Annotated in this window: 29 protein-coding genes; 15 read left to right on the top strand and 14 right to left on the bottom strand. The window is 59.0% G+C overall.

Translation table 11 applies throughout. From position 1 onward, the window contains the following. The first annotated feature begins 208 nt into the window (after positions 1-208). The 3 genes from topA to bfr (Q8N04_05905) all read left to right on the top strand — a co-directional run bounded on the left by topA (position 209) and on the right by bfr (Q8N04_05905) (position 3,759). Entirely contained in the window at positions 209-2,548 is a 2,340-nt protein-coding gene (gene topA, locus Q8N04_05915) for a type I DNA topoisomerase (protein MDP3090194.1), read from the top strand. Between the two features lie 222 nt (positions 2,549-2,770). Further along, positions 2,771-3,247 (top strand): bacterioferritin, encoded by a 477-nt coding sequence (bfr, locus tag Q8N04_05910; GenBank protein ID MDP3090193.1) that lies wholly within the window; start codon positions 2,771-2,773, stop codon positions 3,245-3,247. Positions 3,248-3,288: 41 nt separating this feature from the next. Then, the gene (gene bfr / locus Q8N04_05905; protein MDP3090192.1) at positions 3,289-3,759 is read left to right on the top strand and encodes a bacterioferritin; all 471 of its coding nucleotides are present in this window, start codon (positions 3,289-3,291) and stop codon (positions 3,757-3,759) included. 112 nt (positions 3,760-3,871) lie between these two features. Here the strand turns inward: bfr (Q8N04_05905) and Q8N04_05900 are convergent, their stop codons facing one another. From Q8N04_05900 to Q8N04_05850, 11 genes are all read right to left on the bottom strand, one after another. Next, positions 3,872-4,558: an HD domain-containing phosphohydrolase gene (locus Q8N04_05900; protein MDP3090191.1), complete on the bottom strand. Its 687-nt coding sequence runs from the start codon at positions 4,556-4,558 to the stop codon at positions 3,872-3,874. Positions 4,559-4,930: 372 nt separating this feature from the next. Beyond that, on the bottom strand, positions 4,931-7,270 hold the full coding sequence (locus Q8N04_05895) for a TonB-dependent receptor (protein ID MDP3090190.1): 2,340 nt from the start codon (positions 7,268-7,270) through the stop codon (positions 4,931-4,933). Between the two features lie 127 nt (positions 7,271-7,397). Then, positions 7,398-7,850 (bottom strand): hypothetical protein, encoded by a 453-nt coding sequence (locus tag Q8N04_05890; protein MDP3090189.1) that lies wholly within the window; start codon positions 7,848-7,850, stop codon positions 7,398-7,400. Then, entirely contained in the window at positions 7,847-8,218 is a 372-nt protein-coding gene (locus Q8N04_05885; GenBank protein ID MDP3090188.1) for a PepSY domain-containing protein, read from the bottom strand. Before Q8N04_05885 ends, Q8N04_05890 begins: the two co-directional genes overlap by 4 nt. Positions 8,219-8,226: 8 nt before the next feature. Beyond that, a complete protein-coding gene (locus Q8N04_05880) occupies positions 8,227-9,261 on the bottom strand; it encodes a TonB family protein (GenBank protein ID MDP3090187.1) in 1,035 nt (344 codons plus the stop codon). Next, positions 9,258-9,632: a biopolymer transporter ExbD gene (locus Q8N04_05875; protein MDP3090186.1), complete on the bottom strand. Its 375-nt coding sequence runs from the start codon at positions 9,630-9,632 to the stop codon at positions 9,258-9,260. Before Q8N04_05875 ends, Q8N04_05880 begins: the two co-directional genes overlap by 4 nt. Then, positions 9,622-10,053: a TonB-system energizer ExbB gene (gene exbB / locus Q8N04_05870; protein MDP3090185.1), complete on the bottom strand. Its 432-nt coding sequence runs from the start codon at positions 10,051-10,053 to the stop codon at positions 9,622-9,624. Before exbB ends, Q8N04_05875 begins: the two co-directional genes overlap by 11 nt. 86 nt (positions 10,054-10,139) lie before the next feature. Next, entirely contained in the window at positions 10,140-11,267 is a 1,128-nt protein-coding gene (locus Q8N04_05865; protein ID MDP3090184.1) for an ABC transporter ATP-binding protein, read from the bottom strand. A 32-nt stretch (positions 11,268-11,299) separates the two neighbouring features. Beyond that, on the bottom strand, positions 11,300-12,883 hold the full coding sequence (locus tag Q8N04_05860; protein MDP3090183.1) for an iron ABC transporter permease: 1,584 nt from the start codon (positions 12,881-12,883) through the stop codon (positions 11,300-11,302). Positions 12,884-12,898: 15 nt separating this feature from the next. Continuing rightward, positions 12,899-13,966 (bottom strand): extracellular solute-binding protein, encoded by a 1,068-nt coding sequence (locus tag Q8N04_05855; protein ID MDP3090182.1) that lies wholly within the window; start codon positions 13,964-13,966, stop codon positions 12,899-12,901. A 70-nt stretch (positions 13,967-14,036) separates the two neighbouring features. Then, the gene (locus Q8N04_05850; protein ID MDP3090181.1) at positions 14,037-14,468 is read right to left on the bottom strand and encodes a Fur family transcriptional regulator; all 432 of its coding nucleotides are present in this window, start codon (positions 14,466-14,468) and stop codon (positions 14,037-14,039) included. A gap of 146 nt (positions 14,469-14,614) precedes the next feature. On the opposite strand from Q8N04_05850, the gene Q8N04_05845 reads away from it, so the two are divergent. Then, positions 14,615-15,178 (top strand): hypothetical protein, encoded by a 564-nt coding sequence (locus tag Q8N04_05845; GenBank protein MDP3090180.1) that lies wholly within the window; start codon positions 14,615-14,617, stop codon positions 15,176-15,178. A gap of 90 nt (positions 15,179-15,268) precedes the next feature. Here the strand turns inward: Q8N04_05845 and Q8N04_05840 are convergent, their stop codons facing one another. Further along, entirely contained in the window at positions 15,269-15,682 is a 414-nt protein-coding gene (locus Q8N04_05840) for a hypothetical protein (GenBank protein ID MDP3090179.1), read from the bottom strand. Positions 15,683-15,896: 214 nt separating this feature from the next. Continuing rightward, positions 15,897-17,429, bottom strand: a complete 1,533-nt coding sequence (locus Q8N04_05835) for a carboxypeptidase M32 (protein MDP3090178.1) — start codon at positions 17,427-17,429, stop codon at positions 15,897-15,899. 103 nt (positions 17,430-17,532) lie between these two features. Between Q8N04_05835 and Q8N04_05830 the strand changes: the two genes are divergently transcribed. The 10 genes from Q8N04_05830 (at position 17,533) to Q8N04_05785 (ending at position 24,293) form a co-directional block, all read left to right on the top strand. Further along, the gene (locus Q8N04_05830; protein MDP3090177.1) at positions 17,533-18,186 is read left to right on the top strand and encodes a class I SAM-dependent methyltransferase; all 654 of its coding nucleotides are present in this window, start codon (positions 17,533-17,535) and stop codon (positions 18,184-18,186) included. Further along, complete coding sequence (locus Q8N04_05825; protein MDP3090176.1) at positions 18,183-19,103, top strand: DMT family transporter; 921 nt, start codon at positions 18,183-18,185, stop codon at positions 19,101-19,103. The genes Q8N04_05830 and Q8N04_05825 overlap by 4 nt, the downstream gene beginning before the upstream one ends. 178 nt (positions 19,104-19,281) lie before the next feature. Beyond that, entirely contained in the window at positions 19,282-21,114 is a 1,833-nt protein-coding gene (locus tag Q8N04_05820) for a PAS domain S-box protein (GenBank protein ID MDP3090175.1), read from the top strand. Further along, a complete protein-coding gene (locus tag Q8N04_05815; GenBank protein ID MDP3090174.1) occupies positions 21,111-21,764 on the top strand; it encodes a response regulator transcription factor in 654 nt (217 codons plus the stop codon). Before Q8N04_05820 ends, Q8N04_05815 begins: the two co-directional genes overlap by 4 nt. A 142-nt stretch (positions 21,765-21,906) precedes the next feature. After that, a complete protein-coding gene (locus Q8N04_05810; GenBank protein ID MDP3090173.1) occupies positions 21,907-22,167 on the top strand; it encodes a hypothetical protein in 261 nt (86 codons plus the stop codon). After that, positions 22,157-22,567, top strand: coding sequence for a response regulator transcription factor (locus Q8N04_05805; protein ID MDP3090172.1), 411 nt, complete (start codon positions 22,157-22,159; stop codon positions 22,565-22,567). The genes Q8N04_05810 and Q8N04_05805 overlap by 11 nt, the downstream gene beginning before the upstream one ends. 89 nt (positions 22,568-22,656) lie before the next feature. Continuing rightward, on the top strand, positions 22,657-23,049 hold the full coding sequence (locus Q8N04_05800) for a nuclear transport factor 2 family protein (GenBank protein ID MDP3090171.1): 393 nt from the start codon (positions 22,657-22,659) through the stop codon (positions 23,047-23,049). A gap of 290 nt (positions 23,050-23,339) precedes the next feature. Then, positions 23,340-23,573, top strand: coding sequence for an addiction module protein (locus tag Q8N04_05795; GenBank protein ID MDP3090170.1), 234 nt, complete (start codon positions 23,340-23,342; stop codon positions 23,571-23,573). A gap of 201 nt (positions 23,574-23,774) precedes the next feature. Further along, positions 23,775-23,999 carry an addiction module protein gene (locus Q8N04_05790; protein ID MDP3090169.1) on the top strand — a complete coding sequence of 75 codons (225 nt, stop codon included), beginning with the start codon at positions 23,775-23,777 and terminating at the stop codon, positions 23,997-23,999. Beyond that, the gene (locus tag Q8N04_05785; GenBank protein MDP3090168.1) at positions 24,000-24,293 is read left to right on the top strand and encodes a type II toxin-antitoxin system RelE/ParE family toxin; all 294 of its coding nucleotides are present in this window, start codon (positions 24,000-24,002) and stop codon (positions 24,291-24,293) included. It abuts the gene before it with no gap. Between the two features lie 42 nt (positions 24,294-24,335). Here the strand turns inward: Q8N04_05785 and Q8N04_05780 are convergent, their stop codons facing one another. After that, the gene (locus Q8N04_05780) at positions 24,336-24,572 is read right to left on the bottom strand and encodes a hypothetical protein (GenBank protein ID MDP3090167.1); all 237 of its coding nucleotides are present in this window, start codon (positions 24,570-24,572) and stop codon (positions 24,336-24,338) included. Positions 24,573-24,775: 203 nt separating this feature from the next. Here Q8N04_05780 and Q8N04_05775 point away from each other — a divergent pair, with 203 nt between their 5' ends. Next, positions 24,776-26,254: an alkaline phosphatase D family protein gene (locus Q8N04_05775; GenBank protein MDP3090166.1), complete on the top strand. Its 1,479-nt coding sequence runs from the start codon at positions 24,776-24,778 to the stop codon at positions 26,252-26,254. Positions 26,255-26,293: the final 39 nt, after the last annotated feature.

Genomic DNA, 26,293 nt, shown 5'->3' with positions numbered 1-26,293 from the left:
CGTCCGGTCAAGCCGACCTCGGCTCATCCGTGGCGCAAACGCCTGCTGCCGGAAGGGACAACACGCGCGGCGGCGGGCATCGCCTAAACCGGACATTTCTACTATGGGAGAAAGAGGACATTTCTACTGTGGCTTGACATTCCAGTTGCAGGATGTTGAAAAGTTTGGTACGTGATGGGAAGACGTGTGAGCTGAATAGGGAGATGTTATGGCGAAATCGTTGATCATCGTTGAGTCGCCGACCAAGGCGAGAACGATTACGAAATATCTGGGCCGCGGGTATACCGTGATGGCCTCGGTCGGCCATATCAAAGATCTCCCGACGAGTAAGTTGGGCGTTGACCTCGAACACGATTTCGAACCGCAGTATGTGACCATCAAGGGCAAGGCAAAAGTTCTTGCCGATATCAAAAAGAAAGCCGAAGAAGCCGACAAAATTTTCCTGGCGCCCGATCCTGATCGTGAAGGGGAGGCGATTGCCTGGCATTTGGAGCAGGAGTTGCTCGGCAAGTCCAAAAAGAAACAAGGCGGAAAGATCTTTCGCGTCTTGTTCAATGAGATCACCAAGACGGCGGTCAAGCGGGCGCTCGAGTCGCCCGGTGAAATCGACATGAATCTGGTCAACGCCCAGCAGGCCCGCCGCATCCTGGACCGCATCGTCGGGTATCAAGGCAGTCAGCTCTTGTGGACCAAAGTTCGGCGCGGGCTCAGCATGGGGCGCGTGCAGTCGGTCGCCATGCGGTTGATCTGCGAACGCGAAGCGGAACGGGAGGCCTTCAGGACCGAAGAATACTGGTCGATCGTCGCGTTGTTGTCCGGCGCCAATCCGCCCTCATTCGAAGCCAAGCTCCATAGCATCAATGGGGAAGCCGCGTCGATCGAGAACGGCGAGCAAGCGGCTCGAGTCGTCGACCACATTCAAGGGAAAACGTTTGTCGTTGAATCCATCGAGCGTCGGGAGAAGAAGCGGAACCCCGTGGCGCCGTTCATCACCAGCCGTCTCCAGCAGGAAGCCTCCAGGAAGTTGCATTTCTCGCCCAAGAAAACCATGACCCTCGCGCAGCAGCTCTACGAAGGTATGGAGATCGGGGCTGAGGGGGCTACGGGTTTGATTACCTATATGAGAACCGACTCGCCGCGTATTTCCAATGAGGCGATGACCGAAGCACGGGAAGTCATCCAGGCACGATTCGGATCGGAGTATCTTCCGTCGGCGCCGAACATCTATAAGACTCAGAAGGCCGCACAGGAAGCGCACGAAGCCGTCAGGCCCACCTCGGCGGCTCGCGATCCGGAATCGATTCGCCAGTATCTCGACCAGGATCAATACAATCTCTATAAGCTGATCTGGAATCGATTCATCGCATCCCAAATGGTGCCGGCCATTCTCGATGTGACCCGGATCGATTCGACCCCGATGGGGACGCCGGTGAAATATGGCTTCCGTTCTACCGGAACGGTCGTGAAGTTCCCCGGTCACACGATCGTCTATATGGAGGGTGTCGATAAGGAGCTCCCGACTGAAAAGCCGAAAGCGGATCAGGAGACGGACGATGACAATGATCGCCAGCTGCCGGCTCTGTCCGAAGGGGAACGGCTGCGGTTGGTTCAGCAGGATGGAGAATCGGCGATCGGACTGACGTCGAAGCAGCACTTCACTCAGCCGCCTCCCCGGTACAATGAAGCCCTGTTGATCAAGGAACTGGAAGAAAAAGGCATCGGCCGTCCCTCGACCTATGCGGCCATCATTTCCACGATTCAAGACCGCAAGTACGTGGAAAAAACCGAGGGCCGGTTGGTGCCGACGGAAACCGGCAAGACCGTTCACGATTACTTGATGAAGGGGTTCCCCGAGCTGATCAATGTGGATTTTACGTCGCATCTTGAGGAGCAGCTTGACGAAGTGGAAGGGGGAACGAAGCCCTGGGTCACGGCGGTGCGCGATTTCTATACGCCGTTCACCAAGGAGCTCGAACGGGCGAAGACGATTCCAGGGCCGAAGGATATCGTAGAGCCGCCCACGGATGTGCCCTGTGAAAAATGCGGAAAGATGATGGAGATCAAGTGGGGCCGGAATGGAAAGTTCCTGGCGTGCCCGGCCTATAAGGCGGATCCGCCCTGCAAGAACACGCAGAATTTTCAGAAGCTCGAAGATGGCACGATCAAGATCGTGCCGAAGATCGAACTGACGACCGATCAGAAGTGCGACAAGTGCGGGAGTGCCATGGTGGTGAAGACCGGGCGGTTCGGCAAGTTCATCGCCTGCTCGGCCTATCCCGAATGTAAAACCACCAAGCCGCTCGCGCTTGGGGTGAAGTGTCCGCAGCCGGACTGCGGTGGCGATCTTGTGCAGAAACGCACCAAGAAAGGCCGTTCGTTCTTCGCCTGCAGCAACTACCCCAAATGTGAGTATGCGCTCTGGGATCGTCCCATCAACAAGACCTGTCCGACGTGCCAGGCGCCGTTCCTGATTGAAAAAGTCAGCAAGCAGGCCGGGCGCAGTGTGCAGTGCCGCAATGAAGAATGCGGCTATCGCGAGGCCGGATAAGTCGCGCTGCTGTGCGCGCGTGCCGTCAGGTAATCCTTCTCCTCTGCATCGAAACTGAGAAGCAGACTCATCACGTTCGATGCTCTTCCCCTCCCAGTCAGAATCTCTCCGGTTGACGGCCGCGTGGCTGCGGACGATAATGAAGCATTCGTGTGGCGTCATCCGACAACTCTGAGCCCCTGATCTGCGGGCCTGCCCATACTGTGAAAGGGGGAACACACTATGAAAGCAAAAGAGGGCGTCATCAATATTCTCAATAAGGTGCTGACGGCTGATCTGACAGCCATCAATCAGTATTTTGTGCATGCCAAGATGTGCGAAAACTGGGGCTTCGAACGGTTGCAGCATAAGGTGCGCGAGCGCAGCATCGATGAAATGAAGGATGCCGATGAGCTCATCGGGCATATCCTCTATCTCGAAGGCGTGCCGAATGTGCAGCGCATGAATACCGTGCATGTCGGCGAGACGGTGCTGGAACAGTTCAAGCTGGATCTGAAGGTCGAGCAGGAAATGTTGGCGTTATTGAATGAGGGAGTCGTGCATTGCGTGAAGGTGACCGATTTTACGACTCGCCATATGTTGGAAGAGATGGCGAAGGACGTCGATGCCCATATTGACTGGATTGAAACCCAGATGGAAACCATCAAGCAAGTCGGGCTGGAAAACTATCTCGCGGAGCAGATCAAGAAAGACAGCTAACCCAGAGACGAGTCGTACCGGTCAGGAAAGGATGCGCGCTGATGAAAGCGAAAGACGGGATTCTGGAACAACTCGGGAAGATCCTCACCGCCGAACTGACCGCCGTGCATCAATATCTGCTCCATGCGGAACTGTGTCGCCACTGGGGCTATGAGCGACTGGCTGACAAGTTCCAGCATTTGTATACGGAAGAAGTGACCCATTCCGGGCAGCTGGTCCGCCACATATTGTATCTGGGCGGCCAGCCGGATGTCGGATCGTTGGAAACGGTGAAAGGTGGCCGGTCGGTAAAGGATTTATTTGAGACCAATCTGGCGTTCGAACAGGAAGATGTGGAGATGCTGCGGAAGGCGATTGTCCATGCCGCCAAGGTCGGGGATTTCACGACCCGGCAGAAGCTGGAAGAGATGGTCGTCGATTCAGAGGAACATGTGGATTACTTTGAGCGGCAGCTCGCGACCATTGCCCAAGTCGGGCTTCCCGCCTATCTTGCCGAGCAGATAAAGTCGTAGCCAATAGAATGGGCGGGGGGCCCCAGGAGGACTGAGGGCCCCCGCCCGTGAAGTGGGAGATCATGGCTCCCACTCCGATGCCAGCGCGTGGAGAGCGCCGGCTGGTCGTTGATCACACTCCGCTGCGGTCACCGTCGGTATTCCGATGTTTGAGACAACTCATCAACGCCGCCACGATGGTCGGATCGAATTGGGTGCCGGCGGCTACGTGCAGAATGCGCGAGGCGATGAGATCGCGCAGGGTACTGTCAGTGGCCTCGGGAACTTGGATGGCGTCGAACGCGTCGGCGACCGAGAGAATTCTTGCGCCCAGAGGGATAAAGGGCCCTCTGATGCCATAGGGATAGCCGGTGCCGTCCCAACGTTCATGATGATAGGCGACGAGAATCGCCGCTTTCTCCAAGAAAGCATAGGGTTCTAAGAGCGCCGCGCCGATCCGGCAGTGATTTTGGACGGCCACGTAGGTGTCCGGTTCGAGGAATGTCGTGCTGTCCATAAGGCCGGGCGGCAACATCAGGAGCCCGATGTCATGCAGATAGGCCGCAAGCGTGAGGTGATGCAGGTCGTCAGAGGACAGCCCGATTTCTCGTCCTACTGCCAGGGCGATCGTCGCGGTACGCCGCCCGTGACCCGCCTGCCAGGGGAGCGCGCGATCAAGCTCCTTCGTCACCTGGCGCACCAGGATGCGTTCGACATCCCGGCATGATGCGATGGGCAGACGGAGCCGGTCGATTTTACCCAGTTCCCGTTGAATGGCGAGGACGCCGGGGTGAATCCGATTGAGACTCTCGACGCGCATAGCTACTCCTTTCTCAAAAAATGCAGAGCCCAAGACCACGCTCGCGATCTTGGGCTCTGGGTGAACAACCTCTGGCCGCCTTCGCTGTCGACAGAAATCAGTTGCGATACTGCTGCAATGCCCACCCGTTGATACGCGAGAAAGGAATGGTCAGGAGCCGCCGGCAACGTTTGCACTTCAACTCGATTCCTTCGAGTGTGAGGCGCGCCATGAGCGCTCCGCAGAGGCAACGACACTCGCTGTCTTTGTGGCATGGATCGGCGGCGCGGTTGCTCATAGTTTCCTCGAAATCTTGATTATGTTGCCGATTCACAGATGATCCTCTATCGGGTGGGACGGGCCGCAAGGCGGCCCGTCCCGTATCGCCGATGATTAGAATGTCCAGCGCGCGCCGCCCTGCACGAGCAAGGGCAGGCCGGGATAAATACCGCGCGTCCGATCGACGATAAACGTCTGATCGAACAAGTTCTTGCCGACCAGGAAGAACGTCGTTTTGATCGGCTTGACATACTGATTGACCGCCGCATTGACCACGCACCATCCCTTGACGAGGCCGCGTTGGCCATTGGGGGTTGGAATATAGGTATTGCGGTCATCTCCGAACATATCGCTGATGCATTGGGTCTCTACTCGTCCATCGAATCCCCAATTGCGATTGGCATAGCCGATCCCGGCGGTCACTGTATTTCTCGGAGCATAGGGAAGGCGATTCCCGTTAGTGTTGAAGGCAGGGGCCTCGTCCGCCAGCAGCGCCGCTCCCGTGATGGAGCTGTTGCGGGTGCCGCGGAACTCCGCCTGGCCCAGCCAGGTGTAGTTGAGATCAATCGTGATATCTTCATTGGGATCTTGCCCTTTGATAGCATCGAGCAGATCGAGCTTCGTGCCGAACTCGACGCCCATGTGGGCCGTCCGTCCGGCGTTCGTGTTGGTCGCACCGGTTCCGCCGGCGACGGACTGGTTGACGATCTGATTTTCAAAGTCCATGCGGAAGCCGGTCATTTCAAACCAAGCCCATGGAATCGGATTGCCGCGGATACCGATTTCGTAGTTCCAGCTCAACTCGGCATTCAGGTCGACGACGACGTTGGACTGAATGGCGTCGGAAATCTGCGGCGGCGCAAACCCCCGATGAACGCCCGCAAAGAACGTGTAGTTCTTGATCGGCGTATAAGTGGCGCCGATGCCAGGAAGCACTTCCGTAATATGGGTCTTCGAGAAGGCGCCGGAGCCGCTATTGGCTCGATTGTCGACTTGGTCGTAGTTTACGTGCTCGACGCGGAAGCCCGGTGTAATGGTGAAGTTATCGGTAATGAAGAAACGATTTTGAAAAAATAAGGCGAAGGCGTTGGTTTGACGGGTCGTATTCTCTCCAAGACATCCTGTTTGTCCGCCTCCGGCATTCGCGCAGGTTGTGCCAACTGCGGATAGCGCATTCAGGAACTGGGTTCGCTGTGACCGCTCATTCATGTATCGCGCGCCGAAGTCGGCTTCGGACCGAATGCCGAACAGGCCATGGGTCAGATGAAACCGGGGTTCCACTCCGTACACCCAGTACTTGCGATCATTGATAAAACGGCCATTGGCTGGAATCGCTTGCGTAACCCCGGCTGCGAGGCCGTTGCCGGTTTGGCAGCCCCCACCGACGCCACCGGTGGCGCTAACTGTACAAGCTGAGCCAGGTACCCCGTCGGAGTCGATCATTTGGCGGCCCCATACCCGATCGATATAGTGGCCGAAGAAATTGGTGGTCGAGGTGAGGCTTGCGTTGAACATATGGTTAACCGCGACATGGAAGCCGATCCGGCGAAAATCCATAACGTCGTTGTTGAAGTCGTTCCGATGCGCATCGGTGGCGTACTGACTCTCGGTCAATCCTTGATAACCGATCGTGGAATCTTCGCGGTAGTAATTGAATTTGGCCAGAATGGTTGTGCGGTCGCTCAACTCCTGAACGGTCTTAAACGTGATGTCGTCTACTTTGGCCTTCTGATTGAAGAAGCGCGGCGTGGTGCCCTGATAGTGGTTGACATCCAGCATATACCCGCTCTTTCCCCACATCCCTCCGTAGTCGAAATGCGAGCTGAGATAGGAGAGATTGCCTCCCATCAGCTGAAAATGCCCTTCGGGGGTGGCCGGCGGCATTCGCGTGATCAGGTTGATGACGCCGCCGATGCTTTGCGGACCGTAGAGCAGCTGGCCGCTGCCCTTCAAAACTTCGATCCGGTCGAAGCGCTGCAACGGGGGAAAGTAATAGGATGACGGGTCTCCGTACGGCAGCAGCATAATAGGCACGCCGTCTTCCATGATATGGACTTTTGTGCTTCTCGTTGGGTTAAGTCCGCGTATGCCGATGTTCGGTCGCAGGCCGAATCCGTCTTCGTCGCGAACGTTGACGCCCGGAACTTCGCGTAGCGCTTCGTTGACCGTAAACCGCTGGTTGCGCTGAATTGATTCCTGCGTCACGACGCGGCCGGAACCGGGAATATGGTCCAGGGCGTCCGCTGCTGTCCCGATCACTTCGGTCAAGGGAGCCTTGATCGGTTTATCTTCAAGTTCTTTTGCCGTCACCGTAGTGACTGGCGAGGGGGCGTCGACGATTTCCTCTGCGCTCGCCGGCTGCCAGCCAGTGAGCAGCAGCGCGAGCAGCAATAATAGGAGTATGTCGATTTTGAGTACCGTTCTCATTTTCAATGCGGGAAAACAAGGGCTCATTGCGGCCTCCGTTGGGTAAATTATGTGAGTGAAGAGTTAAAAGATCGGGCGCGAAGGCAGCTGAAGAGCTGAGCCTGTGGGCCTCTGAGTGGAAACGGCCGGTAACTTTCTTTATTCGCGTACGCCATTACTTGAAAACGATTTTCTTGAGCCCGGCTGCGGGCAATTCGACTTCGCCGAAATCTGACTCCCCTTTGAACTTTCCGTCAATGGCCAGTCCGAAGTCACCGGACTTTCCATTGGTGAGGGTGATGGTCAGGCTGGGCAAGCCTTTCTCTGGTCCGGCCTTGACCTCAATCTGCTTGATGGCGTCAAACTTCACGTTGACGGTGGCGGTCCCCTTTTTTACCGGGACATGACGCAACTCGTGCGGAACAAAGGCGGTTTCGCTTACTTTTTCTTCCCAATAAAAAATAACGTTTTTAATTTCGCTTTCGATCCCTTGCGCGTCAGTGACGGCGGCGGTAAACGACTTTTCAGCTTTGGCTTGGGCGAAAGCTGAAGATACGATGCCGAGGGACATCACCGGGCCCAGCAGGAGACTGATATAAAGCGCCTGTCGCGAGAATGAGCGGATCACTTCGTTCCTCCCGAGTCAATGATATTGCCAGTTTGAGGGTCGACGAACACTTCGACGACCGCCCCGTCTCCCGTGACTATTTCGATTTCGTACATAAGCCGCCCTTTCAGCGACTCCAAAGTAGCCTGGATGGCCAGCCCGGGAGTACGGGCGAGGGCGGTCCGGATCGCATCCGTAAGCGACACCTTCGTCGCGCGCGCCCACTTAAGCTTTTCTTGAGGGCCGACGGCGGAGACTTCAATCTCCTGCGTGTCCCTGTCAAGAGCGTCAGATCCGGTCGGAAATAGCAGAGTGCCCCCGACCCCCAGGAGCCCGCTGATTAGGGCTACACTCGTCAATGCTCTGGCACGGTGCCGTCGTGTCGTCATAGGGCGTCCTATCGTCTCAACGAGTAACTGATCGGCATTAAAATAGCAACCTGCGGCTTCCCGAGCGGATGTTCAAGCTTGAGCGGGGAGGCGTTGCGCAAGGTTTCGATGGCGGCATCGTCGAGAATCGAACGACCGGAGCTTTCCTGTACGTCAATGGCTAATACCTGCCCGTCGTCCCGGATGACCGCTCGTAATACCACTTTCCCTTCCCATCTGTTCAATCTCGCCAGGTGAGGGTAATTTTTCAATTGCTCAACCCGTCCCATCAGTGCCCTCATCAGCCATCCATAGTCGGCTTTTGTGGTCGGGACCGCTTTAGTCGGCGTCAATTGTGCGACGAGGTGCTCTTGCGGGATGGCGGGCGGAGTTTCGTGACTATCGGCGGACGCGCGGTCGCTGACCGGTTCGGCTGCCTGTCGGGTCACGATCTGTTGAGTCTGCTGGGCCGCCGGTTCGGCTACAGCTTGGATCGCTGGTCGTTCGACGGAGGTTTCCGCCAGTGGCCTGGTCACAGCGGCTTCGGTGACCGCCTGAGCCGCCGTGGCGATGGCGGAAGCTTCCTGGACTGCGTGGCTCTGGGTCGCGACCGGGGCGATGGATTGGCTGGGGACGTCATATTGCTGAACCGCCTGCGTGACGACAGTCGCTGTTTGATTGACGGTTGTCACAGGGCTGGTTGTTTGAACGATGTGGGCGACCTGGCGCTGAACCATCTGCTGAGCAGGGCGCATTTCCTGAACCGCCTGCCGTTGTACCGGCTCGACCGCCGGTTGCGGGGGCCGGGGGCGAGATTCGGCGATCGCGGGTTTTCGAGGGGGTTGTTGCGGCTGCAACTCTGGACGCGGGGCCGCTTGGGGTTGAGGCGGTGGTTCCACCATTGCCACATTCCAGGCGAACGATTCTTCGGGCAGCGGCAACTGAATTTCAGAGAGCAGCGCCGCGGCGCTGGCTGCCATCAGACTGTGAAAAGCGACGGAGCAGATCCATCCGTGCCAGCGGTGTCGCTCATAAAGCGGATGGGTGATGCTGAGAGTCGTCACGATTTCACCACCTCAAGGCTGACTTGGCCGAATCCGAGCCCCCGCACTTCATCCACAACCTGGACGAAACGCTCCAAGATCGTGACTTTGTCGGCCCTGACGACCACCAGCGACTGCCGGGGATGCGGCTCAAGCGCGGCCTTGAGCCCTTGATCGGGGAGGGCGGCATCGTTCAAGTACAGCTGTCCACCGGCTGTAAGTGTAATCACGAGGGGCACGTCTTTCCGATCCCCGGCTTGAGTCGCCTTTGCTAAGTCGACAGGAATCTGTCCGGTCGTAATGAAGGTTGCTGTCGTCAGGACGATCACGAGCAGCACCAACATGACGTCGACCAACGGTATGACGTTGATCTGATTCAGCTCATGATTCATGTTGGCGCTGGGACCTATAAAGCGTCATGAGCTCGGCGACCCGCCGCCGAAGAGCGTTGTTCATTACGACACAAGGGATTGCGACCAGCAATCCAACCGCCGTGGCCTTTAACGCGAGGCTCAATCCGACCATGATGGAGCTGACGGCAATGGTTTTCGAGGTTCCCATCGTATGGAACGTCATCATGATTCCCAAGACGGTTCCAAGGAGGCCAATGTAAGGGGCGTTAGCAGCGACAGTCCCAATGACAACGAGACGCCTCGTCAACGCGATCTCGAACAGTTGGTGATTGGGATATTGCGCCAGGTCGACCCGCTTGTAGAACTGCCATCGTTCCACGGCGATAGCCACGGCCCAGACGCTCAGCGCCAGCAACAAGCCGATCACTCCGTAGTCGACAATTTCTTTTAACGCATCCATGGCTCTAGCACCCCAGGAAGTATCTCTTGATAATGTTTCTCAATACCATCCGCGAATCGAAGTTGTCAATGGGAAAATTCCAGAGGTCAACCTGCTTCGTTTGGTTTTCCGGCGATTGGCTGGGAAGGCGCTTTGAATACCACTGTATGAGTGGCTAGGATTTGCAGCTCTACGGCGGTCCCTTCCTGATACACACTGGTCGAGCCCTCGCTGCTGTGAACGATCTGTCCCGAGGGAAGGCTGACGGTATACAGGTTTTCAGATCCCCGGAACTGGCGCGCTTGAATGCGGGCACCGGCCCCCTTGGCCGGCGAGAGGTGGATATCGTCCGGTCTGATCATGACGACGACGGCGGTGCCTTCCTCGCCGGGAAGCGTATTGGGAAACTCGCCCAGCTCCGTGTGAATCATCCCGTCACGGATTTCGCCTCTGATGAAGTCGGCCTGCCCCACGAAGTCCGCGACGAACGGGCTGGCCGGCATGTGGTAGATCAATTCCGGCGTATCCATCTGTTCCAATACGCCCTGGTTCAAGACCGCGATCCGGTCGGCCATCGCAAAGGCTTCTTCGTGATCGTGCGTGACAAGGATGGTCGTGGTCTTGGTGCGCCGCAGCAGCGCATGCAGGTCCTGGCGCATCCGGCCGGCCATGTCGGGATCCAGATTGCTGAAGGGCTCATCCAGCAGGAGGACGACGGGATTCTGCACGAGTGCGCGGGCGAGCGCGACGCGCTGCTGTTGCCCGCCCGACAGTTCATGCGGATAGCGGCGATCAAATCCCTCAAGCCCGGTGAGTGTGAGCATCTCTTGGACCTGGCACCTCCGGTCGCCTCGCGACAGGTGTTGGAGCCCGAAGGCGATGTTGTCCGCCACGCGCAGATGGGGGAACAGCGCATATTCCTGGAAGACCATGCCGACACGCCGCTCTTCGGTCGGGACGGTGAGATTCGCATTTGACACCAGGCGTCCGGAAAGAAACAGTTCGCCGGACCGGACCGGTTCGAATCCGGCAATTGCCCGGAGGATCGTGGTCTTCCCGCAACCGGAGGGGCCTAACAGACAGAGAATTTCTCCCTCGCGCGCGGCAAAGGAGATATTGCGGATCGCCGGGCGTCCGGTTTCATAGGCGCAGGCCACGGCGCGCAGCTCCAGCACATTGGACGCGGGCTGGTAGAGGTCCGGTTGGTTCACGACGTGATGTGTTTCAGTGTGCATACAATCCACCGCTGCGGTTGAGGCGCTGTCACTTACGCGGCCCGCCAGTCTTTTGAGACCAAGAGGAACAAGGCCGGCAGACTCAATAGCACGATGAGCAGCGCCGCCGGCGCCGCTAATTGGAAATACTCCTCACTCGCTTCCAGCCAGACGCGAATGGCCAAGGTATCGAAGCCGACCGGGCGCAAGAGCAGCGTCGCCGGCAGTTCTTTCATGGTCTGAAGAAACATGAGCACCCAGGCGACGACAAACCCGTTGCGCACCAGCGGCAGCGTCACGCGGCGCCAGGTGTCGCGGACGCCCAGCCCCAGCGTGCGAGCGACTTCTTCGAGATTCGGCGTGATCTGTTGCAGGGCCGGTTCCAGCGATTGGAGCCCGGCGGGGAGAAAGTGGATCACATAGGCGATCACCAACAAGAGGATTGTTCCGTACATCACCGGGGCGATCTTCAGGCAGAGCACGAGCACCGCGAGCGCGGCGACCGGCCCTGGGAGCACATAGCCGGCATAGGCGGCTTGGAGACAGCCGATATTGAGAGCCGTCGGGCGCCGGCTTGCCAAATACGCCAAGGGCAGGCCGATGATCACGCCGACGGTGGCGGCGGCCGCCGCCAACAGGGCGCTGTTCCAGATAAAACCAAAGAATCGGCTATCGACGATCGCTTGCGCTTCCGGCGAGAGACTCCAGGTGATCAGCAGGTAGGCGGGAACGCCGAAGGACATGGCGACGATCAGGCTCATGACCGCAGTGATCGAGGCCGTGCCGATCCAGGTGCAGCGCACGCGCTGCGGCGGGCGATAGCGGCCGGTGGTCTGGTAGAAGCGGCTGCGCTGGCGAAACCAGCGTTCGGTGACGAGAAAGAGCAGCGCCAGGACGACGAGCAAGACACTCAGAATGCTGGCGGCGGTATTGTCGGACCGTCCGGTCATCTGTTGAAAGACGGCGTAAGTCAGCGTCTGGTAGCGCAGCAGCGACACCGCGCCGAAATCCGAGACCACATACAGAATGACCAGCGCGACTCCCGCGGCGATCGACGGGCGCATCAGGGGGAGGGTCACGCGCCAGAGCGTCATGAGCCGGGACACTCCGCAGACTCGCGATACCTCCTCGAACGACACATTCAGGCTTAAGAGCGCGCTCCGGGTGAGTAGATAGACGAAGGGAAAGGTGTCGAGCGCCATCACGAGGGTCGTGCCCCAAAAACTTTGCGGTGACACAATGTGGGCTTGCGGCCCGGCCCAGAGTTGCCAGAGGCGTTCCACCGGTCCGCCGAATCCCAGAAGATAGGTGTAGACGTAGGCCAGGACGTATGTCGGCATGGCGAGCGGAAGAATCAATGCGACTTCCCAGAGGCGGCGTCCCGGGAAATCGAAACGAACGACCAGCCATGCCGTGGAGACGCCCAGGATCAATGTGAGGACGGCCACCGCCCCTGCGAGGGTGACGGTGTTGAACAGCAGCTCAGGAATTCTCGTCGCCCACAGGCGGGACCAGACCGCCGGGTCAGCCGAGAGCGCAAGGACGGTGACATAGCCGAGCGGAAGCAGAATCAGCCCGGCGGTGGCGATGGCGGCAAGTTGCAGCGGAGAGGCGAGCTGCTGGCGAAACGTCGTCACAACGGGCCTCGTGATTTAGCGGAGGCCCACTTGCTCGATGAGCGTCAGAGTCGGTTCCCGGAGCTCAGCCAATCGTGTCAGTGGGACGAGGGCCGCGCGGAAGCTCTTTCGATCGACCAGGGCCGGGTCTGCCTTTACTTCCGGATGTAATGGATATTCCTTATCCAAATCGGCAAACATCTTCTGTCCGGCTTGTGCGACGAGAAACTCGATCAGCAGCTTCGCATTGTCGACATGGAGGCTTGATTTGGTGATGCCGATCCCTGTCACATTCATGATCGCGCCCATACCGCCGTCTTTTTGATCCGGCATGATGACGGCCAACGGCGCGGCGGGCTGCGTGGCGAGGTGGCGGTACACGTAATAGTGATTCACGATGCCCACGGCGACCTGCCCTTTGGCCACGGCATCCACGATCTGGGAGCTTTTCTGGTAGACCTGCGAGCCGGCGTTATCCCGCAGGCCCTCCAGGAATTTCTTGGTGCGCTCGTCGCCGTGAGCGGCGCGGATCACCGACACGCCCGCCTGAAGATATTCACTGCCGGAGTTGGGGATTGCGAGCTTGTCTTTCCATTGGGGATTCGCCAGGTCGAGCAGGGAGTTGAGCTGATCGGGCTTCACCATCGTCGTGTTGTACACAATAATCCAAAACCGGCCGGAGAGACCCACCCAGCTATTGTCTGCGGCGCGGAACTGGGACGGAATGGCTCGTTCGACCTCGCGCATGTTGAGCGGCCGCAAGAGTCCGGCCACGCGTGCAAGTTCAAGGCTTCCGGCATCATTGGTCAACAGGAGGTCAGCGGGGGTTCGATCGCCTTCCGCCTTCAGCCGGTTGACGAGTTCTGTAGTGCCGGATGACAGGAGATCCACCTGGATGCCGGTTTTCGCGGTGAACGCATCGAACACCGGCTTGATTAAACGCTCTGCCCGACCTGAATAGACGACCAATTTGTCGGCCGCAATCGAATCGGTGAGCGGAAAGGACAGTGCGCAGAATGTGATGAGGATCAGCAGCAGGGCCGGCATGTGGCGATGGTGAAGCGAGGTCATGGACGAGTAAAATCGTGTTAGAAAAGTAGCCATAATGCGCGGTCTGCCTCGCAATTGAAATTGATAAATCGTCTCAATAAGATAGCAAAAAAAACGGCAGGGGTCAATGACGACAGCGTCCGCAGAGGCCGTAGAGTTCAAGGCGGTGAGTGGAAATGGTGAAGCCGTTCCGGGTGGCGACTTCCTGCTGAAGCTTTTCGATCTCGCAGTTTTCAAACTCCACGATTTTGCCGCAGTCGGTGCAAATCAGATGGTCGTGATGACCCTTGTGGGAAATGTTGTCATATTGCGTTTGCGTGCCGAAATGCCGGGCTTGCGCCAGCCCGGCTTCGCAAAACAGGTTGAGCGTCCGGTAGATGGTGGCGAGCCCCAGGTGCGGGTCTTTCTTCGCCAGTTGGTGATACATCTCTTCGGCGGTGATGTGTTCCTGCTGGAGGAACGCGTCAAGAATGAGTTCGCGCTGGCGCGTGTACTTCAGCTGGTGTTTGCCGAGGTGCGCTTTCAGCGCTTCCATCTCTTTCACATGTTTGGGCATAGAGTCCGGCCGACCCTCCTGTAAGGAGAGACATTAAAGACCAAAGCCGGCGGTGGGTCAAGGGGGAAATGGCGAGCGGATGGGTTTGACGCTGCTCCAGCAGGCTGTCTATAGTTCGATCATTCGAGGATAAACGGAGACCATCGATGAGAAAGCCGAATCAGATTACGGTGGATCGAGCGCTGCTGCTGTATGTGCTGTATCTTGCCGAACCGCACGGACTGCTGAGTGACGTCAAGTTGCAGCAGTTAGGGTTTCTCTGCGAACTCCAGACGTTCGGGAAAGGCTTCAAGGGGTTCCATTTCGAGTTTTTCAGATTCGCATACGGCGCCTTCAGTAAGGATCTCGACAACGACCTGATGTCACTGCGCCGGAAAGAGCGGGTCGAAAATTTCACCCTGTCCGATCAGGCAAAAGAGGAAGCCATACCGCTCTTGCTGAAAGGCATCGAAGGCGTGGAGCCCAATGAAAAAGTGAAGGAGATCATCGATGCGGTCATGACGACCTATGGTCCGCAGGACAGCGGCGCCATCACGAATTCCGTCGAGGCCGTCGAACTGAGTACCCCTCAAGATCCCGAGTTCAAGATTCCCATACGCGACATTGTCTTCCACACCACACTGCTGGTTCCGCATCGCATCGAGGTGCAGGCGGAATTCACGCTCTCGCCCGCCATCCTGTCCAAGCTCAACCTCGCGATGGGGTATTAGTTCATTTGCGGTCTGCTCCATAACGCCTATAGGCAGTTCCGTTATGGAGTGGAGGGCGAATGAATGGGATGCTGTCCGCTCGAACGTGGCTCAATAGGCGTGGGCTGCTGTCGTGGGCGGGGTGTCGCCATTGAGTGCGCGCAGAGCCGTATCAGTCAGTTCGGTGAGCGAGTCCGCGGTGACCGGGACGTGCCAGGCGCGCAAGGCTCGTGCGGCAGCTCCGCCATAGGCCAGCCCCGCTCCCTGGTCTTCGCGCGTCACGGCGATGAAGGGTGTGTTGGGGTGCAGATTGCGGAACAGGACCAGCCGGGAGAGTCCGTCATGATCGGTTGAGAGGACCTCTGCGACAATGAGGTCGTACCCCGACACTTGTCGCGCTCCCGGTTGGCTGAGGATCGCTCGGGTGTTCGGGACGCCGAGCACGGCGGCTCCGTCCTGCCCAATGGATTGGCGGAGTGAGTTTCGGAAGGTGGCATCGTCACTAATAAGCAGAATCGTGGGCATGCAATGGTTCCTGCCGATTTAGTAAATGGGTGGAGGTACGCCAATGCGCTCTTCTCCGGCCTGGAGGGGCATCGTGCGCCTTCTATTGTGCCATCCGGCCATGACGGACATCACGAAACTCACGTAGGCGGAGGGTAGCCATTTATCAACCCGGGCGATAGGGTCTTTTGGCGTAGAGCCAATTGTCGTCGGCGCTGTCGGTGGCGGATGGATGTTACAGTTTGTAGAGCTCGCCGTATTTCTTTTCGAGGTAGGTCAGGAAGGGCTCCGGGTTGATGCTTTTCCCTGTCACGCGCTGGGCGAGGTGGTCCGGGGTGAACGTGCGGCCCCAGCGATGGATCTTTTGCTCCAGCCAGCGGCGCAGTACCAGCAATTGGCCGGCCGCGATTTCATCGTCCAGGTAGGGAATCTCCAGCTTGGCCTGTTCGAAGAACTGGACCGAATAGAGGTTGCCCAGCGTATAGGTCGGGAAGTAGCCGAAGGCGCCGAACGACCAATGCACGTCTTGCAACACGCCTTCGGCATCAGTCGGGGGCGTGATGCCGAGATAGTCCTGCATCTTCTGATCCCAGATGCCGGGCAGATCGTCCGGTTGTGTCCGGCCTTCGATGAGATCCTGCTCGATTTCGAAGCGCAGCATGATGTGCAGATTGTAGGTCAGCTCGTCGGCCTCGACGCGGATGAAGGAGGGCTTCACGCAATTGATGGCGGCATAGAAGTGCTCCAGATCGATGCCGCGCAATTGGTGGTGAAACGTCTGTTGCAGGATCGGGTAAAAGAATTGCCAGAAGGCCCGCGAGCGCCCCACGCAGTTTTCCCACATGCGCGACTGGCTCTCATGGATGCCGAGCGACACGGATTCTCCGAGCGGCGTGCCGAAGTAGCGCTGGTCGAGTCCCTGATCGTAGAGGCCATGGCCGCCCTCGTGAATGCAACTGAAGAGGCAGGATTGCAGTTCGTGCTCATGGACGCGCGTGGTCACGCGCACGTCGGTCGGATGGAACGATGTCGTGAACGGATGGGCGGAGAGGTCCAGCCGTCCGCGCTCAAAATCATAGCCCATGGCGATCAGCACAAGCCGGCCGAATTCCAGCTGCCGGGCCTGATCGTACGAATGCCGGAGGATGCTGTCGTCGATCTGATTCGGGCTCTGGGTCACGCGCTTGAGCAGCGGCACGAGTCGCGCTTTCATCTGCGCAAACAACGGCCGGAGCGTGGCGATGGTGGACCCTGGTTCGTAGACGTCCAGCAGCGCATCGTAGGGGGAGGTCTTGTACCCGAGGTATTCAGCCTCTTCCCGTTTGAGCGCGAGTACCGTGCGGAGGTTGGGGAGAAACTGGCGAAAGTTGTTCTGCTCTTTGGCCTCGGCCCAGACCTGCTGCGCCAGAGAGGTTTCCCGGCTGAGCCGGACCACAAAATCGGAGGGGAGCTTTTTTGCCCGGCTGAAGTCCCGCCAGATTTCCCGCAGCAGCGAGCGCGAGGGTTCGTCCCACAGATCGCCCGGTTGATCGATGGCCTGTCCCGTCGTCGGATCGACGGTGGCGGCGAGGAACCGCTCGACGTCCGGGGAGACGAGTTTGTCATGGGCGATGCCTTGGAGCACGGCGATCTGTTCCGCGCGCGCTTCCCCGCCGCCGGCCGGCATGTGCGTTTCCTGATCCCATGACAAGACGGATGCGGCGCTGTTGATTCTGGTGATTTCCAGCAGCTTGGTTGTCAGTGGTGCAAGCGTCGCAACAGTCTTCACGTCCGGCCTCCTCGCGTATGCTAAGATCTCGATTCTTCAGCCAGTCTACGCAAGGCGGGCAGGGTTTTTCAAATGATGCCGACAGGATGCGGAAGGATCGCGAATGAAGACGTTGGTCGCCCCTGAGATCGAGGCCTATGCGCAGGCGCATTCCATGCTGGAATCCGACGTGGCCCGTGCCCTCCGCGAGGAGACCCAGCGAACCATGGAGTATGCGCAGATGCTCGTCGGGCCGCTGGAAGGGGCGTTTCTCAAAATGATGGCGCAGCTGGTCGGGGCGACGCGGGTGCTGGAGATCGGCATGTTCACAGGCTACAGCGCGCTCTGTTTTGCCGAGGCGCTCCCCGATGACGGGCGCGTGATCACCTGCGAGATCGACGCATCTTCGGCGACATTGGGACGAAAGCATTTCGCCAACAGCCCGCACGGCAAGAAGATCGAGATCTGCCTTGGACCAGCCCTGGAGACCATGCGGGAGCTGAGCGGACCGTTCGATGTCATTTTTATCGATGCCGACAAGGTCAACTACCTGAACTACTATCGCCGGGCGCTCGATCTGTTGTCGCCCGCCGGCGTCATTCTGATCGACAATGTGCTGTGGGACGGCGAGGTGCTGAAGCAGCCGCCGCCCGATGAGAAAACGGCGGCGATCCAGGAACTGAATCGGACGGTGGCCGGCGATCCCCGCGTGACGGCGGTGTTGGTGACGATCCGCGACGGGGTGCTGGTGATTCGGAAGAAGGCGGCGGTGTCGTGAAATCGTCGTCCATCGGCGCGGCCTATGGGGCCCTTGCGCTTGCCGCCGTACTGTGGGGCGGGTCGATTGTCGCGCAAAAGCTGGCGCTGGGATCCTTCTCCGCCGTCGAAGCGTCCGTGCTGCGCGACATCGGCGGGCTGGCGATTCTGCTCACGACCTGGTGGTGGCAGGAGGGGGCGCTGGCCAAGTTGTCCGGGGGCGACATCCGCACACTCTTTCTGCTCGGGCTTGGGGTGTTGGGCAATCATCTGTTGATTCTGATGGGGCTGAAGTATGTGAGCGGGGCGGTGGCGGGCGTGATTATCGGGTCGGCTCCCGTGGTCACGGCGCTGCTGTCGGCCGTGATGATTCAGGATGTGCCGCTCCGATCGGTGTGGGCCGGGGGGCTGCTGTCTTGCGCCGGTGTGGCGCTGGTGTCGATTGCGGGCTTTCAGGCAGCCGGCGAACATCCGGTGTTAGGCAGTCTGTTGGTGTTCCTGGGCGTGGTCAGTTGGGCGCTCTATAGCATCGGCAGCCGCGCCGTGATGGACCGGATCTCGCCGCTCACGGTGAATTGGACGACGTTGTTGGTGGCGACCGTGCTGCAGATTCCTCTCTTGTGGACGGATCGCAAGATGCTCGATGCCGGCGCGGCTTCGGTAACGGTGCCGGATTGGCTGGCGCTCGGGTATCTCGTCGTCTTCGCGACGGCTGTGGCGCAGCAAGCCTGGTTGTTCGGGGTTCAAGGGATCGGGCCCTCCCGGGCGTCGATCCTCGGCAACCTCACGCCGGTGGCCGCGGTCGCGCTTTCAGCGCTGATTCTGTATGAGCCGGTCGGTCCGGTGGAGTTCATCGGGATTGCGCTAATCCTCGCCGGTGTCTGGGCCGTCGATCGATCCACGAAGCTGCCGGCCGATTCGGAGCGTACTCAGGAGTAGGGTGTTTACCTATCAGGAAATTCCTGATCTGGAATAACGGCCCTAGTACTGCTTCTAGTAGGGCCTTTCCTGTACGATGCGCCCCATCCATGCGCGCTTATCTGTGCCGCACAGGTCCTGGGCCTCATTTTCCCTGCCGTTCCAAGGCCGACAGGCCGCATTGCCTGACCCAAGGTCTATGACGACTCGGACCATCCATATCGCGATCGCCTTGATGCTGGCAGGGACGTTCCTGCTCGATTACCTCACGCCCCTGGGGTATCAGGTATTCCTCCTCTATACGGTGCCGATTGTGCTCACGCTCTGGTTGGAGCAGGAACGGTCTGCCTATCTGGTCGCGGGCCTGGCGACGCTGACAACCTATCTCGGATTGGTTCTCTCTCCACCCGGCATTCCGGTGGAGGTGGCCTTCCTGAACCGGTCGCTCAGCGCCGTCCTCTTCTGGGTGATTGCGGTTCTTGTGATTCGGAGCCGTACCATCTTAGTGGATCGTGGGACCAGGCAGTTGGCCGCCATCGTCGATTCCTCGGGGGATGCGATTATCAGCCAGGATCTCAATGGCATGGTCACCAGCTGGAATGGGGCCGCGGAGCGTCTGTTCGGCTATGGCGCTCCTGAACGGATCGGTCACCCTCTGAGCGCAATCATGGCATCGGAGCAGGCGGCCGAAGAAGCTGAGAAGAGCCGGCAACTGCTGTCTGGCATCGCGGTGTCTCCGTATGAGACGGCGTGGCCGCATCGTGATGGATCTGTGATCGCGTTGGCGCTGAGCCGCTCCCCGATTCGGGACCAGTTCGGTTCCGTCGTGGGTCTGTCCACCATCGCGCACGACATCACCGCCAGGAAAGCAGCGGAGGCCTCGCTCAAGGAAAGCGAAGGGATGTTGCGGGCGTTCTTCGAAAGTGCGGCGCTCATGATGGGCGTAGTGGAGGTGCTCGACGACGACGTCCGGCATCTGTCCAGCAATCGTGCCACCGCCAGGCTCTTTGGCACCACTCCGGACAGGATGAACGGGCGGCTCTGTTCTCAGCTGGGTGTGCCGAGGAAATTGGCTCGCCTGTGGATGACTCACTATCGTCTTTGTATCACGGAGCAGTCACCGGTGCGGTTCGAGTACGAGCACGATGATGCGCGAGGCGGCCAGGGTGAACGGCGATCGTTGCTGGCGACGGTGTCGATGATCGGCCAGGCAGCCGATGGGGCGGTGCGGTGTTCATTTGTCGTCGACGATGTGACGGAATGGAGAAAGGCGGAAGATCTGCTCCGCGAGGCGCATGCCATGCTGGAGTTGCGCGTGGCCGAGCGGACCGCTGAACTCGGCGACGCCACCGTGCGGGCCCGGACGCTGGCTCAGCGCCTCTTCGACGCGCAGGAAGCGGAGCGTCGCGCCGTCGCGCAGGATCTTCACGACGAAATCGGCCAGGTCCTGACGGCGCTCAAACTGAACTTGCAACAGGTGCAGCGTGACGGGCCAGGGACAGCGTCTTCGACGGAGTTGAACGAAAGCATCGAGATCAGCGACCAGCTGTTGGTCCGAGTTCGGAGCCTGGCGCTGGATCTGCGGCCCTCGCTATTGGACGACCTCGGGCTGGTGCCGGCCCTGCGCTGGTACGCGACCAAACAGGCGGAGCGGGCCGGCTGGAAGCTGCATCTGCATCTGGACGAGGCCCCGCTGATTTTGACGGGTTCGCGGAGCATTGCCTGTTTTCGCGTCGTGCAGGAGGCGATGACCAATATCGCTCGCCATGCCAAGGCCACATCGGTCTCGCTCTCCCTGGCGGTGGCTTCCGAACAGGTGCGCGTGGTGGTGCAGGACGACGGGTGCGGGTTCAACGTGGCGGCCATGCGAGTCCGAGCCCACCAGGGGTTGAGCCTGGGGATGTTGGGGATGGAGGAACGGGTCAGCCTTGTGGGAGGCATCATGCGGGTTCAATCGACGATCGGGCAAGGAACGTCCTTGGTCTTCTCCGTCCCGCTGACCGAGCCGCAGCAGGAGGCCTTGTCGTTATGACGAAGGTCCGCGTGCTGTTGGCCGAAGATCACCAGCTGGTCAGAGCCGGGATTCATGCGCTCCTGGATAAGATGGGCGGCGTCACGGTGGTGGCCGAGGTCAGCGATGGGCAGGCCGCGGTGAAGGCGGTGGAGACGCATCAGCCCGATTTGGTGCTCATGGACATTGCGATGCCTGGGCTGAATGGGTTGGAAGCCGCCGGCCGGATTACGAAGAGCTGGCCGAAGGTCAAGGTGGTCATCTTATCGATGCATGCCAATGAAGAGTACCTTCGCCAGGCCTTGAAGGCCGGAGTGACAGGGTACTTGTTGAAGGGCGCCGACATTCAGGAACTGGAGCTGGCGATCAGAACGGTCGGCAAGGGCGAGCCTTATCTGACTCCCTCGGTGGCGCGGTATGCGATTGAGGCCTATCAGCATGAAGGGGGGCGTCCGCTCAATCCGCTCGATCGGCTCAGCCCGCGTCAGCGGGAGATTTTGCAGCTTATCGCCGAAGGTCATTCCACCAAAGAAATTGCCTTTCGATTGAGTCTCAGCGCTAAAACGGTTGAAACGCATCGTTCCCAGCTGATGGAGCGGCTGGATATCCATGATGTCGCCGGGCTCGTCCGGTTTGCGATCCAGGTCGGGTTGGTCCATCCCTCCTCATAAAGCCCAGCGGTTCCCGTTCACGATGCTGGTACTGGGAAAGATGTCCCATCAGGAATTTCCTCACTGGGTAGGGAGGGAGGCATCTGGTAAGACTATCTCCCTGACGGGCGATCGCCCCTGAATGTTTCATATGAGGGCGTGCGTGATGGTTGTCATTGGACTCTTGGTGAAGGGGCCTCAAGGGGAAGAGTATTTGGTGACCGGCGAGTCCGAGGCCGGCGATGCTCCCAGGCCGTTTCGGATCTTTCGGCGCGAGCCGCAAGGCTGGGTCTCGACCAATTTGTCGACGGATGAGCAGGCCCGCTTGCGCGCCGAGTCGATGATCGGGATCTATAAGATGGCGAGGCAATTCGGTGTCGGAGTTCCCTGGCCACCTCAGGGGCTCACTCCAGATGCTTCCTGAAAATAACCACCGTCCAGCGGGAGGCCCGATCCGGGTTCTGGTGGTCGACGATCATCAGGTTCTTCTCCGCGCTTTAGAGGACTGGCTGAGCGGGGTGCCGCTGGTGAAGGTGGTCGGGATCTGCGGATCGGCCAGAGAGGCCCTCAGCGTCCTCCCTGAACGGCGACCTGAGCTGGTGTTGCTCGATGCGAATATGCCCGACATGGGCGGCATCGAAGCCGTCGAACCGATCAAACAATGGAATTCGTCCGTGCGCGTGGTCATTATGTCCTTCGACGAAGTCCATCTCGCCGTTGCGCGGAGGATGCCGTTGGTCGACCAGGCCATTGATAAGCACCATCTGCGGGAAGAGTTTCCCCTGCTGATTCAGGAGATCGTTCGCGCCAGACCCTCCAGTTGAGACGCCGGCTCACTGCCTCTGACCATGATTCTCTCCTCGCCCTCCTGACGGTGATTGCAGTATGATGCCCCTCTCACGGAGGAGGCCGCATGCTCGAACAACGCATCGACGAAGTGACCAAAGCCAATCAAGCCTTTTACGAGGCCTTCGGGAGCCTCGATATCGCCAAGATGGATCGCATCTGGGCGCACCAGGAATATGTCACCTGTATTCATCCCGGCTGGACACTCCGGTCGGACTGGCCCGAAGTGCGCGACTCCTGGGTGCTGATTTTCAACAATACGTTCTCCATGCAATTTGAATTGTCCGAGGTCATGATCCAGGTCGCAGGCGACATGGCCTGGGTGATCTGCGTCGAAAGCATCACCAGCCAGCAATCCGACGAGCCGCAAGAGGCCAAAGTGCTCGCGACAAACCTCTTCGAACGCATCGGCGACGAGTGGCTCATGATTCATCATCATGGGTCGGCGGTGATGGGGTAGGGCGCGGGGCAGCCTGGTCGTCTTCTGTGCTCGCCCAACGCGCGGCCTCAGAAGGCCCTCGTTGGATGCGCGCAGTGAGGAGACCTCCAGGCCGCCTGCTTAAGGAGGAAGAAAAAGAAGTGCTCGCTCAATGCCCGCAGGAGAACGCCACACCGCCGCCCGCTTGGATGAGTGTGGGGGGAGGGGCTGTTTGAGGTGCGCTTGAGCGATGATTTGACATCTCTTAAGCTGCTGGTTAGAGTCCTTTTTGTGTAGGAAACGCGGGCTTGAATTGGGACGTGGATGTCGCTATGTCGAGCAATGTTGCCGAGGTCAAAGCAATGATTCGGTCGCTGAGTTTCGAGGATAAGACCGAGTTGTTGAGGGTTCTGATCGGTGAACTCGACGGCCCGACCGACACCGATGTCGAACAGGCCTGGTTGAGGGAAGCCCAGCGTCGTCATCGAGAGATCGCAGAGGGGAAGGTCCAGTTGGTTCCTGTCCAGCAGGTGTTCGATCATCTTCGCGCTCGTCTGAAGAAATGAAGCTGGAGTTCCACCCTGAAGCGGAGGTGGAACGTATCGATGCTTCTGTCTGGTCTATTGAAATGCGAGGGTGGGGGTGTTGAGAAGGCAGTGTTTGCTGCAAGTGTTTAATAGAAACATGCCCCGAACTTTCGTCTGCTGTGAGGGAAGCGATCGAGATACCGTCTGGTCCAACCACGTGGTTTAGTGTAAAATGCGCCCATGAGTATCAAGGAACTTGAAGCCGAGGCATTGAAGCTCGATCCGAAGGCGCGCGCGCGCTTGGCTGGGAAGCTCTTGGAGAGTCTGGAGAATCTTTCTGAAGAGGAGAATGCCCGGCTCTGGGCTGAGGAGGCTCAGCGCAGAGATGCGGATATGGATGCCCATCCGGACTCCAGCGCTTCGGCGACGGACGTGTTCCGTGAAGCACGGGCCAAGCTGAAGTGAATGGAGCGAGTCTCCTACCATCGATTAGCCCGTCGTGAGTTGAACGAAGCAGCACAGTACTACGAGTCAGAAAGTTCAGGGCTCGGAGAGGCATTTCTTGACGAGGTCGAGCGTTGCACTCACGGCGCCGCGAATTTTCCTGAGGCCGCTCCGCTGATCACCAAGACGATCCGCCGCCGACTCGTCCCACGCTTTCCCTATGCACTTCTCTATTCCATCAAACCAGACAGCGTGCGGGTGCTTGCGGTCATGAATCTGAAGCGGCGACCTATGTATTGGGTTGGCCGGGAGTGATCGGGTATGAAGAGTGTCGCAGTGGGGTGAGATAGTTCCCGGTCAAGTCTTTGGTGAGTTGGAGGGGACTTCGTCGATTTGGATGGTTTTCTGCCATTCGGCTGAGACGGTGTCGCGCTCTTCCATTGTCATGGCGGCATATTTCAGGAACATCTGCGGGCCGCGGCGGCGGCGCCAGGTGAGGAAATTCAGGAAATGGTCCTTGCACAGGGACTTGGTGCCCGCTGGGGCATAGGGATTGGATTGACAGTTTGGTGCGCAGCAGTTGATGTCATGCATATTGTGCCTCGTGTAATGGAACTCAGTATGCCGGATGGATCACGAAGTTTTCAACCAGTCGAGCCTGGACGGCTTGGTTCTGGCCAGAGGCACGGGGCAAGGTCTGGCTCTGGATCCGGTGAGAGATGGTGCTTTCCTCTTGCCCCTGGCCTCCCGCCTGTTCCTGACTTGCCCCCTCTGGCTTCATAGGATAAGGACTCTCCATGCGATTCATCACCCCGTTGATTGCCACGATTCTGCTCTCCCTTATTTCGGTCGGTTGCACGTCTGCCTCGCGAGAAGGCTTGCCTCCGGGCAGTCCGTTCCTGGCTGAAGGGGTAATACAGCCAAAGGCGCTTCCTCAAGGGATCGCGGTCGGCGATGTCTCCGGCCATAGCGCCGCGCTGTGGGCGCGAACGGATGGTCCGGCGATGGTGCATATCGAATGGGCTCCTGCGTCGGCTTGGGATGCGGCGGAGAAAATGGGAACGGCGGTGTGGCCTCTCTTGCGGACGAATCGGGTGACCACGACGGCGGAGAGCGACTTTACCGCGACCATTCCACTGTCCGACCTGGTTCCGCGCACGCGCTATCGGTATCACGTCTTGGTGGGGCATGTGGCGGTGCCCCATGAACATATCGAGGCGGTGCTGGCGGCGCGCGGGGAATTCGTGACCTTGCCGGATGAGGGGACGTCGGTGCCGGTCATGTTTGCGTGGAGCGGCGATCTGGGCGGCCAGCAGCGGTGCCGGGTCGGACCGGACGGGTATCCGATCTTTGATCTCCTGCGGCGACAGCACCTCGACTTCTTCTTGTTCCTGGGGGACACGATTTATAGCGACGATACCTGTCCGGCTCCTCCGAACGAGCCGGGTGCCGATTTTAAAGCCACTACGCTGGACCAGTATCGGGCGCGGCATCGGTATCAACGCGGATCATTGCCGCTGCAACGGTTTTTGGCATCGGTGCCGGTGTATGTGACCTGGGACGATCATGAAGTGAAGAATAACTTCGCCGGACCTTATGAGGAGCACATGCCGGCGGGGCGTCAGGCCTTGCGCGAGTATTGGCCGATTGTGTCGCCGCCCGACGATCCGCAGCGGTTGTATCGGACGGTTCGCTATGGCGCGGATCTGGAACTGTTCATTCTGGACGATCGCCAGTATCGCAACAAAAATTCAGATCCGGACGGTCCGGAGAAGACGATGCTCGGCAAGGAGCAGTTGCGGTGGTTGTTGCAGGGGCTGCGCAATTCGTTGGCCACGTGGAAGGTGATTGCGACGTCGGTCCCGCTTTCGATTCCCAAGGGGGGAGGGGCGACGGTTCCCGGCAACGATGGATGGGCGGGCGGGCCTGATGGGACCGGGTTTGAGTATGAACGGCAGGTGATCGTCGATACGATTCTCACGCAACACCTCAAGAATGTAGTGTTCCTGGCGGGGGACGTGCACTACGTGCAAGCCAGTTCGTACGATCCGAACGGGGACGGGGTGCCGGACTTTCATGAGTTTGTGGCAGGGCCGCTTTCCGCAGCTCCCGGACGCATGTCGCCTCCGACGCTGGCGCTCAACGCGACGAATCTCATTCAAGAGGGCGGGTACTATAATTTCGGCCTGGTGCGGGTGTCCGGCTTGGCGTTCGATGTGACCGTGGTCGACGACAAGGGAACGGTTCGTTTTTCTCATCACCTCGCGGCGCAATAGCCGACCGGCTCGAATATCCCTCTTGCAATCCCGACCGCG

It is taken from the genome of Nitrospira sp., from assembly GCA_030692565.1.
GTDB lineage: Bacteria > Nitrospirota > Nitrospiria > Nitrospirales > Nitrospiraceae > Nitrospira_D.
Note: the sequence above shows the minus strand (reverse complement) of the source record. Positions and strands in the feature narration are given on the sequence as shown.